Here is a 14,799-nt window from a genome sequence, read left to right as displayed (position 1 = left end):
CCGGAAGCTAAGCCCTCCAGCGCCGATGGTACTGCACTCGGGAGGGTGTGGGAGAGTAGGACGCCGCCGGACTCAACGTGAGGAAACGCCCACCCTTCGGGGTGGGCGTTTTCGCGTTCCGCAAACAAAGTTGGGCCGGCCCCGGACAGGGGACCGGCCCTTTTCGCGTATAAGAGATCAGTTGCGCTTCTGCGTGGCGGCGCGGATCTCCACCAGCAGCTTCGCCGAGTCGTTTTCCGCACGTCCCGGAAACATCGCCAACGCCAAACTCCCGTGATCGGCCCAGCCGCACACCGGCATGTCCGCCCCGTCGTTCTTGGTGGTGCCGCACTTCATCGTGCCGCCGAGCGGGCCGGCCGAGACGTCGTGCAGGTCGGTCACCGCGCCCTGGTCGTCCGAGACGAGCTCGAACGCGGTGTCGAGATCGTTCTCCGGTGTCCAGATCAGCGTCGTGCCGCCGAAGAAGAGCACGTTCTGGCCGGCGCTGTCGGCGTACACGGCGCCGACGGCCCCGTCCAGGTCGACCTCCGCGGACAGGGCCGTCTGCAGGTAGTCGGCGGTGGTCTTGCCTTCGTTGCTGGTGTCCAGCTTCAGGGAACCGATCTGGGGCGGTGCGGTGAGCGTCGCGTCCTTCTGCGAGGCGATGCGCCACCCGGCGTACCCGATGACCCCCGCGCCGGCCAGGCTCACCGCGAGGAGCGAGCCGAGCACGATGGTCTTGGTCCGCGAGCGGGGTGCCTTCTCCTCCGGGTGCTTCTGTCCCTCGACGGGCTCGGTGAGGGTGAAGGGCTCCGGAGCGATCTCCACCGGCTCAGCGGTGGAGGACGGCGTCTGGCCTGGGCTCTCGGACATCGTGCGAGCCTAACAACAGTTATCCACAGCCAGGGCATGCGCCCGCACCCGGCCCGTACGGGCTCCGTAGACTTGCCGCGTGACCGAAGCAACCGACACCCGTACCCCCGACAGCCGGCCCACCGGTGGCCTCTCCGCCCAGTACCAGCCGGGTGAGGTAGAGCAGCGGCGGTACGAGCACTGGGTATCGGCCGGCTACTTCACGGCAGACCCGGCGAGCGACAAGCCGCCCTTCTCCATTGTCATCCCCCCGCCGAACGTGACCGGCTCCCTGCACATCGGGCACGCGCTCGACCACACCATCCAGGACACGCTCAGCCGGCTCAAGCGGATGCAGGGCTTCGAGGTGCTCTGGCTGCCCGGCATGGACCACGCCGGCATCGCCACGCAGAACGTCGTCGAGCGGCAGCTGGCCGCGCAGAAGCTGTCCCGCCATGACCTCGGCCGGGAGAAGTTCGTCGAGAAGGTCTGGGAGTGGAAGGCCGAGTCCGGCGGCGCGATCCTCGGGCAGATGCGGCGCCTGGGCGACTCGGTCGACTGGAGCCGCGAGCGGTTCACCATGGACGAGGGCCTGTCGCGGGCCGTCCAGACGATCTTCAAGCGGCTGTACGACGACGAGCTGATCTACCGTGCCAACCGGATCATCAACTGGTGCCCGCGCTGCCTGACCGCGCTCAGTGACATCGAGGTCGAGCACTCGGACGATGACGGCGAGCTCGTCTCCATCCGGTACGGCGACGGGAACAGCGCGATCGTGGTCGCCACCACGCGGGCCGAGACGATGCTCGGTGACACCGCGGTGGCCGTGCATCCCGACGACGAGCGCTACAAGCACCTCGTCGGCACCGAGGTCGAGCTGCCCCTGACCGGCCGGCGCATCCCGATCGTCGCGGACGAGCACGTCGACCCCAGCTTCGGTACGGGTGCCGTCAAGGTCACGCCCGCGCACGACCCCAACGACTTCGAGATCGGTCAGCGGCACAACCTGCCGAGCATCACGATCATGGACGAGCGGGCCGTCGTCACCGTACCCGGGCCGTTCGAAGGTCTTGATCGTTATGAGGCGCGGCCGGCGATCGTGGACGCGCTGCGCGAGCAGGGGCGGATCGTCGCCGAGAAGCGGCCCTACGTGCACTCCGTCGGCCACTGCTCGCGGTGCAAGACCACCGTCGAGCCGCGGCTGTCGTTGCAGTGGTTCGTCAACACCGGCCCGCTGGCCAAGGCCGCCGGCGACGCCGTGCGGGACGGGCGCGTCACGATCGAGCCGGTCGAGCTCTCCAAGCGGTACTTCGCCTGGGTCGACAACATGCATGACTGGTGCATCTCGCGGCAGCTGTGGTGGGGTCACCGCATTCCGGTCTGGTACGGCCCGAATGACGAGGTCGTCTGCGTCGGACCCGACGAGGAACCGCCCACCGGCGAGGGCTGGCGCCAGGACGAGGACGTGCTCGACACCTGGTTCTCATCCGCGCTGTGGCCGTTCTCCACGATGGGGTGGCCGGAGCAGACCGACACGCTGGCGAGGTTCTACCCGACCAGCGTGCTCGTCACCGGCTACGACATCCTCTTCTTCTGGGTCGCCCGGATGATGATGTTCGGCCTGTACGCGATGGACGGCGTGCAGCCCTTCAACGTGGTCAACCTGCACGGCATGGTCCGCGACGGGCACGGCAAGAAGATGTCGAAGTCCTTCGGCAACGTGGTCGACCCGCTGGACTGGATCGACCGGTACGGTGCCGACGCCACCCGCTTCACGCTGGCCCGGGGCGCCAACCCCGGGTCCGACGTGCCGATCAGCGAGGAGTGGTGCCAGGGCTCCCGCAACTTCTGCAACAAGCTCTGGAACGCGACGCGCTTCGCGCTCATGAACGGCGCCACCGTCGAGGGCGACCTGCCGGCGGCCGGTGATCTGTCGACGGTCGACAAGTGGATCCTGTCCCGGCTGCAGCACGTCGTCGCGGAGGTGGACGAGCAGTTCGCCGCTTACGAGTATGCGAAGGTCTGCGACACCCTGTACCACTTCGCGTGGGACGACGTCTGCGACTGGTACGTCGAGCTGAGCAAGCCCGTGCTGGCGGGCGACGGTGCCGAGGCCGCTCGCAGCCGGCGGGTGCTCGGGCACGTACTCGACCAGCTGCTGCGCCTGCTGCACCCGGTGATCCCGTTCGTGACCGAGGAGCTGTGGACGGTGCTGACCGGCGCCGAGACGGTCGTGCGCGCCTCCTGGCCGGCGGTCGACCAGGCTCTGATCGACGACGCCGCGGAAGAAGAGCTGGCCGCGCTGCAGAAGGTGGTCACCGAGGTGCGGCGGTTCCGCTCCGACCAGGGCCTGCGCCCCGGTCGGCGAGTGAGCGCCGCCCTCACCGGGCTCGGCAACGTCGGCATCGACACGCACGAGGCGCTGATCCGGTCCCTGGCCCGTCTCGACCCGCCCGCCGCCGACTTCACCGCGACCGCCACGCTGGCGGTCACCGGTGGGATCACCGTCGACCTCGACACCCGCGGCACGATCGACGTCGCGGCCGAGCGGGCCCGGCTCGAGAAGGACCGGGCGGCGGCCGAGAAGGAAGCGGCGCAGTGCCGCGCCAAGCTCGGCAACGAGGCCTTCGTCGGCAAAGCGCCCGAGCAAGTGGTCGCGAAGATCAAGGATCGGCTCGCCACCGCGGAGGCCGACCTCACGAGAATCGCGGCGGCTCTGAAGGCGTTGCCGTCCGCATGAGCACCTACGACGAGGTGGTTGCCGCGCTCGACGGGCGCGGCTTCACCCGCATGCGCTTCGACATGCAGAAGATCCGTGACCTCATGGACGTGCTGGGCAGCCCGCAGCGGGCGTACCCGGCGATCCACCTGACCGGGACCAACGGCAAGACCTCGACCGCCCGGATGATCGACAGCCTGCTGCGGGCGCACGGGCTGCACACCGGGCGCTACACGAGCCCGCACCTGGAGACCGTCCGCGAGCGGATCAGCCTCGACGGCGAGCCGGTGTCCGAGGAGCGGCTCGCCGCCACGTACGACGAGGTGGCGCCGCTCGCCGAGCTCATCGACAAGCGGGCGCCCGAGCCGCTGACCTACTTCGACATGACCACGGCCATGGCGTACGCGGCGTTCGCGGACGCACCCGTGGACATCGCCGTGGTGGAGGTCGGGCTCGGCGGCGAGGAGGACGCGACCAACGTCATCGAGGCCGGGGTCTGCGTCATCACGCCGATCGGCCTGGACCACACCGAATGGCTCGGCGACACGATCGAGGACATCGCCTGGGCCAAGGCCGGCATCATCCACCGCGGCGCCACCGTGATCAGCGCGGTGCAGACCGAGGAGGCGATGCGGCCGCTGCTCGAGCGCTGCGCCGACATGGGTGCCACGCTCGCGCGCGAGGGCAGCGAGTTCGGCGTGGTCCGCCGCGACCAGGCGGTCGGCGGTCAGATGCTCACCCTGCAGGGCCTCGGCGGCGTCTACGACGAGGTGTTCCTGCCGCTCTTCGGCGCCCACCAGGCCCAGAACGCGGCGCTGGCGCTCGCGGCCGTCGAAGCGTTCCTGGGGGCGGGCCCCGGCAAGCAACTCGAGGCCGATCTCGTCCGCGAAGGCTTCGCGGCGGTGGACTCCCCGGGCCGGTTGGAACGCGTACGCAGCGCGCCCACCATCCTGCTCGACGGCGCTCACAACCCGCACGGCATGGCCGCCACGGTCGCCGCGCTGGAGGAGGAGTTCGCGTTCCGCCACCTCGTGGCCGTGGTCGCGGTGCTCGGCGACAAGGACGTGTCCGGCCTGCTCGACCTGCTCGAGCCGATCGCGGCCCGCATCGTCGTCACCCAGAACAGCTCGCCCCGCTCCATGCCCCTCAACGAGCTCGCCCAGACCGCCGCGGACATCTTCGGCGAAGACCGCGTGACGGTGGCCCAGACGATGCCGGACGCCATCGAGGAAGCGGTCGTGCTGGCCGAAGAGGACACCGACGGCGAGCTGAGCGGCGTCGCCGTACTGATCACAGGCTCCGTCGTGACGGTGGCCGACGCGAGGAAGCTGCTCAAGAAGTGACGACACCGGACCCGGCCCCCATCCCGCAGCGGCCGGCACCGGAGAACCCGCCCCCGGCTGCGCGACGCGCTCGCCGCGCTCGCCCAGACGAGCGCGGCGCCGCAGAATCGGAAGCGCCGGCGGCTGAGGGCGGCGGTGTGCCCGCGGCCGGGGGTGGCGATGTGCCCGCGGTTGAGGGTGGCGGTGTGCGCGCGGGCGACGGTGGCGGTGTGTCCGCAGCGGGGGGTGGCGGTGTGCCCGCGGTTGAGGACAGTGGCGGTGTGCCCGCGAGCGACGGTGGGGGTGTGCCCGCGGGTGATAGTGCTGCGGCGCTGGCTGGGGGCGGTGGGGCGGCGCCGCGGTCCGGGCTGCGGAATCCGCAGGCTGCGGTTCGCGGACTGGGTTCCGGCACGTTGGCGTTGGAGGCGATCGTGCTGCTGCTCGCGATCCAGCCGATCCGCATCCTCGGTGGCCACCTGAGCGGCTGGGGGATCGGCGCTGTCATCGGGCTCGCGGTCGCGGCTGCCGTGGTCGCCGGCAGTATGCGACGGTCATGGGCTTGGCATGCCGGGACGGTGCTCCAGGTGCTGCTGCTCGCTTCCGGGCTTCTGCATTGGTCGCTGGCCGCGCTGGGGCTGATCTTCGGGGCGGCCTGGGGCTACGCCACGTACGTCCGCCGCACGATCGTGGGCTGAGCCGGGGAATCGACGAGGTTGCCCGGGCGGCGAGGCCGCGGAGATGGCGGATTGCTGAGACGGTGGCCGTGCCCGGCGGCGAGGCTGTGGGGACGGCGAGGCCGCGGGACGTCAGGGCAGCGAGGCCGTGGGACGACGGCTGCTGGGATGACGAAGTCGCTGGGACAGAAGTCGCTGGGACAGTGGCTGCCGGGACCAGTGGCCGCCAGGACAGAAGCCGCCGGGACAGTGGAGTCTCGGTGGCCGGGTGTGAATCGATGACTTGTTTCTGCTCTGGTGGGGTCAGCGGATGGCTCGCCACTGGGTGACGGCGATGTTGTGGTCGTCGGGGTCGTGGAACGAGGCTGCCCAGAGCTCGAGCTTGTCGCCGCGGTTGACGGGGCGGGGGCCGTGGATGAAGGCGACTCCCTTTCGCCTCAGTTCCTCGTAGACCGCCTCGACGTCGCCTACTTCCAGGTTGAGGTGGATGAGGCGGCCGGCCACTGCGGAGAGATCGTGGACGGTGCGCAGGACGAGGCGCGTGTCGCCGGATGCCAGGACCGCGCTGCCGGGGCCGGTGTCGATCTCGTAGAAGCCGAGCATCTCCTTGTAGAAGGCGATCGAGCGGTGCAGGTTCGTGACCAGCACCGTGATCCCCACGCCGTGGATCGCTCCCGCCGGGCCCGGGCGGGCGCTCGGGTACGCCGTGATCAGCTCGTCGGCGCGGTCGTCGGGCTGGTAGCCGCCCTCGAGGTCCGACCAGGGGCCGCGCCTCGGGTTCTGCTCGGGAACCGTGGGCGATGCCGCCGCGCGGGTCGCGGTGGACGGCGGTGTGGGCGAGGGGTCCGGCCTGTGTGCCTGGGAGGCAGGCGTCGGCTCGGGTCTGTGTGCCTGGGAGGCAGGCGTGGGCTCGGGCCTGTGTGCGGGGGAAGCGGGCGAGGGGTCCGGCCTATGTGTCTGCGGGGCCGGTGGGGTCCACGCCGGAGGGGTGACCGGCTCGGGTGCCGGTTGTGGCTTCGGCTCCGGGCGCTGAGTGGGAATCGGTGCGCCGCTCGCGGGTGAGGGCGGGTCTTCTGCGGCGGTGGCCGGGGGTGCTTCCTCGGTCGGGGGCGTGTCACGGTCACGGGCGCGGAAGACGGTGCTGAGCGCTGCGACGCCGGCGGCTACGGCTGCGGCCAGGCCTGTCGCCGGGCGGGGCGGGGAGGGCGGCTGGTCACCGGACAGGGTGGAGGCGGCGACCGCTCCCGCCGGCGGTTCGGGTGGTTGCTCGCCGGCTTCGGGGTCGGTGACCGCATCTGCCTGCGTGTCTGAGGGATCGGGCATCGCTCGAGCGTGAGGTTCGGATGTGGCCGCCGTGGGATGGGCTTCGGCTGTGGATGAGGCGACCGCTCCCGCCCCGGGACTCGACGCGGACGACGACCCGAAGGCGTTGGGAGCCGGCGCGGATGCGGGGCGGGTGCCGGCTTCGGTTGCTCGTTGTTGCCACGGCGGGGGTTCGAGGTCGCCGAGGAGGTCGTCGTCCATCGGCTTCGGGGGTGGGGGACTGTCCGACTCGGCGTCGAGAACTCGGGCGGCTTTCGTCGCTGCCGGGTCGTTCGCCGGGTCGGTTCTCGTGGCGGGTCGGCTTGCGGAATCGTCCTCGGTGGCCGGTGGGGCCATGATGCCGGCGGCCATGGAGGCCTGCGCCTCTGGCCGGGATTCCGGGGGTGGTTCCGGGTCGCCGTCGAGGGGCAGGTCGATGTCCTCGTCCGAGGGGACGGATCGCGATCCCGCGGGAGGGGCCTGCAACTCGGGCTCGTCCGTCGGGGAGGCGTCAGGAGCTGCGCTGCCGGGCGCTGACGAGGAGGTTGTGGGAGCCGCGGAAGAGGCGGGAGCGGCCGTGGAAGACGAGGGGGCGGCGGCGGAAGAGGGGGCGGCCGCGGGAGAAGTGGGGGTTCCCGCGGAAGGGGAGACCGAGGAAGGGCGCGGCTTGGGGCGCGGCCGCGGCCTCGAGTCGGCCGGGCGGGACGGACCAGGTGGCGGCCCATCGGCAGCCGGCGAAGGCGCGCCGTGCGGCGAGGCATCGCTCTGGGAGACACCGGCCGGCAACGTCGGGGAGGCCGGTGAAGGAGGAGAGGCAGGCGAGGCATCGGCGGGCGATGGCTCACGGAGCGTGGATGCTTCGCCCGGCTCGGGCTCACTCAGCGTCGATGCGTGGGCCGATACGGGTTCACTCTGCGTCGCGGCGGCGGGCGGTGGCGGGTCCATCAGGGCCGCAGTGCCGGCGACCGGTGGCGGGGGTGGGGTGGGTGTGGGGCCCGGCGGCGGGGGGTCGGTGACCGTTGACGTTCCCGGGGGTGGGGGAGGCGGGTCGGTGACGGTCGATGTTCCGGGGGGCGGTGGGGGCGGTGCTGTTGCGGTCGCCGTACCGGCTCGGCGGGGAAGGGCGTGGCTGTAGTCGCCTTCCACCAGCTGACCTTCGAGGATCGGGCCGCCCGGGGAGTCGCGGACGATGACCGGGGGTGGGGGTGGGGCGTCGTCGAGGTCCGGGGTGCGGGGGGCCGGTGGGGGCGGCGGTGGGGGTTCGTCCGGGCCTCGGCCCCATTGGCGGTCGCGGGTCGCCCACGGTGGGGGTTCCGGTTCGCCGCCCAGGAGGTCGTCGTCCGGGAGGTCTTCCTCGTAGAAGGCGGGCGGGACCGTGGTCGTCGCCTGGTTGGTCTCGGCCTCGTCCCAGTTGATTTTCACTCGGCGCATGTCGTCGACGTCGACGGTGACCGGGAGCATGTCGCCCGGCTGCGGCCACTTTGCCACCGGGACTCTCGGGTCGCGGACCATGACCTCTGCGGCGGGGAGGCCGGGGGCGATGATCAGGACCTGGATCTCGGCCCGGCCGTAGATGGAGGTCGCCGGGGGCGCTGAGACGGCCTTGACCTGGGCGGTTCCGGAGACCCAGGCTCGGGCGCCGCGGCGGACGACGTTGAGCATGCCGATGCCGATCGCCAGGGCCAGCATCGCTACGCCCAGGGCCACGATCGCGAAGCTGGACATGCCGAGGCCGAAGACCATCACGAAGCCGGCGATGGTGCCGACGACCGCGGCCACGAGCTTGCGGGCCGGTGCGACGGGCCGACCGTTCTGGTTCGCCACTGTGGACCTCCCGGGGACTACCCATGAGGTTACGTAGCGGCGGGCACCGGGGGAAAGGCGGTTGCTGCCCGCGCCGTGGGGCGTACCGATAGGCTGACATCCCGGCCGCGTTGTCGGCGTGTCGGCTTGTCAAGGAATATCGGCCCGGAAACCAGGAGGCTCCTCCCGTGTCCACCAGTCCTGCCGAGCGCACGCTCGTGCTCGTCAAGCCCGATGCGCTGCGGCGCGGCCTGCTCGGGGAGATCCTCGGGCGGTTCGAGCGCAAGGGTCTCGTCGTCGAGGCGCTCGAGCTGCGGACCATGGACGCGGAGCTGGCCGACCAGCACTACGCCGAGCACGTGGACAAGGCCTTCTACCCGCCGCTCAAGGAGTTCATGACCGGCGGGCCGCTGGTCGCCGCGGTGCTCTCCGGCGACGAGGTCATCTCCGTCGTGCGTACGCTGGTCGGGGCCACCGACGGGCGCAAGGCCGCCGCGGGCACGATCCGCGGCGACCTGTCGCTGTCCAACCGGGAGAACCTGGTGCACGCCTCCGACTCGCCGGAGAGCGCGCAGCGTGAGCTCGGCCTCTGGTTCCCCAAGCTCTAGTTCTCCAGGGCCGGGGGTTCGTTCCGGACGGCGATCGACAGCCGGTTCCAGACGTTGATCGTGGCGATGGCCATGAGCAGGTTGCCCAGCTCCTCCTCGGTGAACGCCTTGGCGGCCGGTTCCCAGACCTCGTCCGGGACGCCGTGCTCGCCGAGGCGGGTCACCGCGTCGGTCAGTGCCAGCGCGGCCCGCTCCTTCTCGGTGAAGAAGGGTGCGTCGTGCCAGGCCGCCACGGCGAAGAGCCGGCGGGACGACTCGCCCTTCTCCAGCGCCTCGCGGCTGTGCATGTCGGTGCAGAACGAGCAGCCGTTGACGATGGACGCGCGGAGCTTGATCAGCTTGTAGAGCGTCGGCTCGACGTTCTCCTGGCAGTACCGTTCCATGCCGTACACCGCGCGGTAGGCGCCCGGGGCGACCTGGTCGATGGTCAAGCGGGGCATGTGTTCCTCCTCGTGGGAAGCGTTGTCACCAGGAGGACGAGACAGCCGCCGGCGATGTGACAGCCACCGGGGATTCATGTCCGGCTGATAGACCGGCGGCATGACCTCGATCGATCGACGCAGCCTGCTGCGGGCCGGCGTGGCCGGCGGTTTCCTGAGCGCCCTGCCCGCCGCGCCGGCGTTCGCCGACGTGACCAAGAGCCGTCCCGTCCTCACCCACGGCGTGCAGTCCGGCGACGCCACCGCCGAGTCCGCCCTCGTCTGGACCCGGGCTGACCGGCCCGGCCGGATGTGGGTCGAGGTGAGCCGCCGGCCGGACCTGCGCGGCGCCCGCCGCCGCCGCGGCCCGGTGCTCACCCCGGACACCGACTTCACCGGCAAGGTGCGCCTGCGCGGCCTTCCGTCCGGCGAGCGCTTGTTCTGTTCCGTACGAGTGGAGAGCCTGGACCGACCCGGCCTGCTCAGCGAACCCGTACGCGGGCAGCTGACCACCGCCCCCACCCGCCGCCGCGACGTCTCGTTCGTATGGACGGGCGACGTCGTCGGGCAGGGCTGGGGCATCGACCCGGCGTACGGTGGCTTGAAGATCTTCGAATCGATGCGGGCCCGCCGCCCGGACTTCCTGCTGCACAGCGGTGACACCGTGTATGCGGACGGTCCGCTGCCGGCGCAGGTGACGCTGCCCGACGGCCGGATCTGGCGCAACCTGGTCACCGAGGAGAAGTCGAAGGTCGCCGAGACCCTCGCGGAGTACCGGGGGCAGTACGCCTACAACCTGCTCGACGAGGCGTACAGGAGGTTCGCGGCGGAGGTGCCGCAGGTCAACCAGTGGGACGACCACGAGGTGGTCAACAACTGGTATCCCGGGGAGATCCTGGACGACGCCCGCTACACCGAGAAGCGCGTGGACGTGCTGGCCGCTCGTGCTCATCAGGCGTACCACGAATGGGTGCCCGTCCCGGGCGCGACCGGACCGGTCTACCGCAGGATCCCGTACGGTCCGCTGCTGGACGTCTTCGTGCTGGACATGCGCACCTACAAGGATGTCAACGACGGCAACACCTACGCCGACCCGCACCGCGGCCTGCTCGGTGACGAGCAGCGGGAATGGCTGATCCGCGGGCTGAAGAGCTCCCGCGCGACCTGGAAGGTGATCGCCAACGACCTGCCGTTGGGGGTCGTGGTGCCGGACGGGCCGGCTGCGCAGGAGGGTGTCGCGCAGGGCGACCCGAGCGCGCCCAAGGGCCGGGAGCTGGAGTTCGCGCAGGTGCTGCGGGAGGCGCACCGGGCAGGCGTCACCGGCATCGTCTTCCTCACGGCGGACGTGCACTACACGGCCGCGCACCACTACGACCCGGCGCGGGCGGCGGTGCAGGACTTCGCGCCGTTCTGGGAGTTCGTGTCCGGTCCGGCCCATGCCGGCGCCTTCGGGCCGAACGCCATGGACGGCACCTTCGGGCCGGAGGCGAAGTTCGTCCACGCGCCGCCGGCGGCGAACACCTCCCCGGCGCAGGGCTTCCAGCACTTCGGTGAGGTCCGCATCGACGGCCGCAGCGGCGACTTCCGGGTCGACCTGCGGGATCGCGACGGGGTGTCGCTCTGGACCACCACGCTCAAGGCGCCCCACCGGCGCTGAGGAACAAATGCGGGCCGGTATCGTTGTCCTCTGCAGGCGTCGATCCGGCCATCACCGGGGAGCCTCCGGAAGAACGGATCCCACCGGGATCTCAGTAGAACCGGGCGGCACCGGCCCGCACCCCAGCCGGCGAATGAGCGGGCGGCCCTGTGGCCGTCAAGCGAGGTGGTACCGCGGGCTCGGAAGAGCTCGTCCTCGCAGTCCACGTGACCTGCGAGGAGAGCGAACCACCGATGGCGTATCCCCAGCACACCGACGCCTCCGGCGTGCCCGCGAGCCCGGATCTGCCCGCGGTCGAGCGGGCCGTGCTCGAGCACTGGGCGGCCGACAAGACCTTCGAGGCCTCCGTCGAGCAGCGCCCCGCCGGGCAGGACGGCAGCAACGAGTACGTCTTCTACGACGGCCCGCCGTTCGCCAACGGGCTGCCGCACTACGGGCACCTGTTCACCGGCTACGTCAAGGACGTCGTCCCGCGCTACCAGACGATGCGCGGCAAGCGGGTCGAGCGGCGGTTCGGGTGGGACACCCACGGGCTGCCCGCCGAGGTGGAGGCCGAGAAGCAGCTCGGCATCAGCACCAAGGCACAGATCCTCGAGCTGGGCGTCGACAAGTTCAACGACGCCTGCCGCACGTCCGTGCTGACGTACACCAAGGACTGGGAGCGGTACGTCACCCGGCAGGCCCGCTGGGTGGACTTCAGCAACGACTACAAGACCCTCGACCCCAGCTACATGGAGTCGGTCATGTGGGCGTTCAAGACGCTGCACGACAAGGGGCTGGTCTACGAGGGCTTCCGGGTGCTCGCGTACTGCTTCCGGTGCGAGACGCCGCTGTCGAACACCGAGACGCGGATGGACGACGTCTACCGGGACCGGACCGACCCGGCGCTGACCGTCACGTTCCGCCTGGAGACGGGCGAGGACATCGCGGTGTGGACGACCACGCCGTGGACCCTGCCGTCGAACCTCGCGCTCGCGGTCGGCCCCGACATCGAGTATGCCGTGCTCGAGAAGGACGGCCGCAAGGTCATCCTCGGCGCCGGCCGGGTCGGCGCCTACGCCAGGGAGCTGGACGGCTACGAGCAGGTCGGGACGGTGCGCGGCAGCGAGCTGGCCGGCCGCCGGTACACGCCGATGTTCGACTTCCTGGTCGAGCAGGCCGGCGAGAACGCGTTCCAGGTGCTGGCCGCGGACTACGTCAGCGACGAGGACGGCACCGGTGTCGTGCACCAGGCGCCCGCGTTCGGTGAGGACGACCAGAACGTCTGCAACGCGGCCGGGATCCCCACCATCGTGACCGTGGACGAGCACACCCGCTTCACCGCGCTCGTGGGACCGTGGCAGGGGGTGCAGGTCTTCGAGGCGAACAAGCCGATCATCGCCGACCTCAAGGGGCGCGGGCTGGTGCTGCGGCACGAGGGCTACACGCACTCGTACCCGCACTGCTGGCGCTGTGACACGCCGCTGGTCTACAAGGCCGTGTCGTCGTGGTTCGTGGCCGTCACGAAGTTCCGGGACCGGATGGTGGAGCTGAACCAGCAGATCACCTGGAGGCCCGCGCACATCAAGGACGGCTCGTTCGGCAAGTGGCTCGCCAACGCCCGCGACTGGTCGATCTCCCGGAACCGGTTCTGGGGTTCGCCGATCCCGGTGTGGAAGTCCGACGACCCGAACTACCCGCGCGTCGACGTGTACGGCTCGTTCGAGGAGATGGAACGCGACTTCGGGGTCAAGGTCACCGACCTGCACCGCCCGTACGTCGACGAGCTGACCCGCCCCAACCCGGACGACCCGACCGGGAAGTCGACCATGCGTCGGGTGCCGGAGGTGCTCGACTGCTGGTTCGAGTCCGGGTCGATGCCGTTCGCGCAGGTGCACTACCCGTTCGAGAACAAGGATTGGTTCGAGCACCACTACCCGGGCGACTTCATCGTCGAGTACATCGGCCAGACCCGCGGCTGGTTCTACACCATGCACGTGCTGGCCACGGCGCTGTTCGACCGGCCGGCGTTCCGCAACTGCCTCAGCCACGGCATCCTGCAGGGCGAGGACGGGCGCAAGATGTCCAAGAGCCTGCGCAACTACCCGGACGTCTACCAGGTCTTCGACACGTACGGCTCGGACGCCATGCGCTGGATGCTCATGTCGTCGCCCGTGCTGCGCGGCGGTGACATGCCGGTCACCGAGACCGCGATCCGCGACTCGGTCCGGCAGGTGCTGCTCCCGCTCTGGAACGTCTGGTACTTCTTCAGCCTGTACGCGAACGCGTCCGGTCACACCGCGACGCTGCGGACCGACTCGCAGCACCTGCTCGACCGCTACATCCTGGCGAAGACGAACGAGCTGGTGGCCGACGTCCAGGGCAAGATGGACGACTACGACATCTCCGGCGCGGCCGGCGCGGTGCGGTCCTACCTCGACGCGCTGACCAACTGGTACGTGCGCCGCTCCCGCGACCGCTTCTGGGCCGGCGACGCCGACGCCTTCGACACCCTGGCCACCGTGCTGGAGGTGCTGTGCCGGGTGGTGGCGCCGCTGGCCCCGCTGACCACCGAGGAGATCTGGCGTGGGCTGACCGGGGGCCGCTCGGTGCACCTGACCGACTGGCCGTCGGCGGACGCGTACCCGGCGGACCACGAGCTGGTCGCCGCGATGGACGCCATCCGCGACGTCGCCTCCGCGGCGTTGTCGCTGCGCAAGGCCCGGGCGCTCCGGGTACGCCTGCCGCTGGCCCGGCTCACCGTGGCGACGCCGGACGCGGCGAGCCTGCGGGCGTTCCAGGACCTGCTCGCCGACGAGGTCAACGTGAAGGAGGTCGTGCTCGCCGACGATCTCGCCGCGTACTGCCGGCAGGTTCTGACCGTGGTGCCGCGGGCCCTGGGCCCGCGCCTGGGCAAGCAGGTCCAGCAGGTCATCAAGGCCGTCAAGGCCGGCGACTGGGAGCTGGTGGACGGCGCTCCGGTCGCGGCCGGCGTCACCCTCCAGGAGGGCGAGTACGAGCTCAAGCTCGTCGCCGCCGACGTGGAGAACTCCGCGCCGCTGCCGGGCGACCGGGGTGTCGTCGTGCTCGACACCGAGGTCACGCCGGAGCTGGCCGCCGAGGGCCTGGCCCGCGACGTGATCCGCGTCGTGCAGCAGGCCCGGCGGGATGCGGACCTGGACGTCTCCGACCGCATCGCGCTGACCATCGCGGCCGCGGAGGGCGTCGTGGCCGCGGTCGAGGCGCACCGCGACTTCGTGGCCGCCGAGACGCTGGCCACGTCGCTCGGTTTCGGTGCGGTCGGCGAGGGCTTCGCGGGCGAGGTCGGCGAGGGTGACACCGTCACCGTCGCGGTGACGCGAGCCGGCTGAGCCGCGCGCCGGGCTCGGCATTTGCCGTCTTACGCGGTACATGCCGAGCCCGGCATCCAAGATCAACGGGAGAATTCCCGCCGGCGTCGGATAATGTCCTACCGCCCCCCACTT

At 70.9% G+C, this 14,799-nt stretch carries 8 protein-coding genes and 1 pseudogene; 6 read left to right on the top strand and 3 right to left on the bottom strand.

Annotation, left to right across the window (positions count from 1 at the left end; genetic code table 11):
- Positions 1-177 precede the first annotated feature (177 nt).
- A complete protein-coding gene (locus AB0J80_RS37360; protein WP_364714443.1) occupies positions 178-852 on the bottom strand; it encodes a hypothetical protein in 675 nt (224 codons plus the stop codon).
- A 79-nt stretch (positions 853-931) separates the two neighbouring features.
- Here AB0J80_RS37360 and AB0J80_RS37355 point away from each other — a divergent pair, with 79 nt between their 5' ends.
- Genes AB0J80_RS37355 through AB0J80_RS37345 form a run of 3 tightly spaced genes read left to right on the top strand, consistent with a single transcriptional unit; the run spans position 932 to position 5,567 of the window.
- A complete protein-coding gene (locus tag AB0J80_RS37355; RefSeq protein ID WP_364714441.1) occupies positions 932-3,571 on the top strand; it encodes a valine--tRNA ligase in 2,640 nt (879 codons plus the stop codon).
- Positions 3,568-4,893, top strand: coding sequence for a folylpolyglutamate synthase/dihydrofolate synthase family protein (locus AB0J80_RS37350; protein WP_364714440.1), 1,326 nt, complete (start codon positions 3,568-3,570; stop codon positions 4,891-4,893). The genes AB0J80_RS37355 and AB0J80_RS37350 overlap by 4 nt, the downstream gene beginning before the upstream one ends.
- Positions 4,890-5,567: a DUF4233 domain-containing protein gene (locus tag AB0J80_RS37345; RefSeq protein ID WP_364714438.1), complete on the top strand. Its 678-nt coding sequence runs from the start codon at positions 4,890-4,892 to the stop codon at positions 5,565-5,567. The genes AB0J80_RS37350 and AB0J80_RS37345 overlap by 4 nt, the downstream gene beginning before the upstream one ends.
- Positions 5,568-5,849: 282 nt before the next feature.
- On the opposite strand, the pseudogene AB0J80_RS37340 reads toward AB0J80_RS37345, so the two are convergent.
- Positions 5,850-6,215 (bottom strand): annotated as a pseudogene (locus AB0J80_RS37340) (VOC family protein); the annotation flags it as partial.
- Positions 6,216-8,839: 2,624 nt separating this feature from the next.
- Here AB0J80_RS37340 and ndk point away from each other — a divergent pair.
- A complete protein-coding gene (gene ndk / locus AB0J80_RS37335; protein WP_364714436.1) occupies positions 8,840-9,259 on the top strand; it encodes a nucleoside-diphosphate kinase in 420 nt (139 codons plus the stop codon).
- Here the strand turns inward: ndk and AB0J80_RS37330 are convergent.
- Positions 9,256-9,699: a carboxymuconolactone decarboxylase family protein gene (locus AB0J80_RS37330; RefSeq protein ID WP_364714435.1), complete on the bottom strand. Its 444-nt coding sequence runs from the start codon at positions 9,697-9,699 to the stop codon at positions 9,256-9,258. The two genes, ndk and AB0J80_RS37330, sit on opposite strands and share 4 nt — an antisense overlap.
- Positions 9,700-9,799: 100 nt before the next feature.
- Between AB0J80_RS37330 and AB0J80_RS37325 the strand changes: the two genes are divergently transcribed.
- Both AB0J80_RS37325 and ileS read left to right on the top strand, forming a co-directional pair.
- Positions 9,800-11,335 (top strand): alkaline phosphatase D family protein, encoded by a 1,536-nt coding sequence (locus AB0J80_RS37325; protein WP_364714433.1) that lies wholly within the window; start codon positions 9,800-9,802, stop codon positions 11,333-11,335.
- 233 nt (positions 11,336-11,568) lie between these two features.
- Positions 11,569-14,685 carry an isoleucine--tRNA ligase gene (ileS, locus tag AB0J80_RS37320; RefSeq protein WP_364714432.1) on the top strand — a complete coding sequence of 1,039 codons (3,117 nt, stop codon included), beginning with the start codon at positions 11,569-11,571 and terminating at the stop codon, positions 14,683-14,685.
- Positions 14,686-14,799: the final 114 nt, after the last annotated feature.

The sequence above is a fragment of the Actinoplanes sp. NPDC049548 genome (assembly GCF_040676695.1).
GTDB lineage: Bacteria > Actinomycetota > Actinomycetes > Mycobacteriales > Micromonosporaceae > Actinoplanes.
This window is presented reverse-complemented; position numbering and strand designations above follow the sequence as displayed.

Coding starts and splice junctions, on each gene's coding strand:
- AB0J80_RS37360 (WP_364714443.1), bottom strand. CDS start 852: ATGTCCGAGAGCCCAGGCCAGACGCCGTCCTCCACCGCTGAGCCGGTG.
- AB0J80_RS37350 (WP_364714440.1), top strand. CDS start 3,568: ATGAGCACCTACGACGAGGTGGTTGCCGCGCTCGACGGGCGCGGCTTC.
- AB0J80_RS37330 (WP_364714435.1), bottom strand. CDS start 9,699: ATGCCCCGCTTGACCATCGACCAGGTCGCCCCGGGCGCCTACCGCGCG.
- AB0J80_RS37325 (WP_364714433.1), top strand. CDS start 9,800: ATGACCTCGATCGATCGACGCAGCCTGCTGCGGGCCGGCGTGGCCGGC.
- ileS (WP_364714432.1), top strand. CDS start 11,569: ATGGCGTATCCCCAGCACACCGACGCCTCCGGCGTGCCCGCGAGCCCG.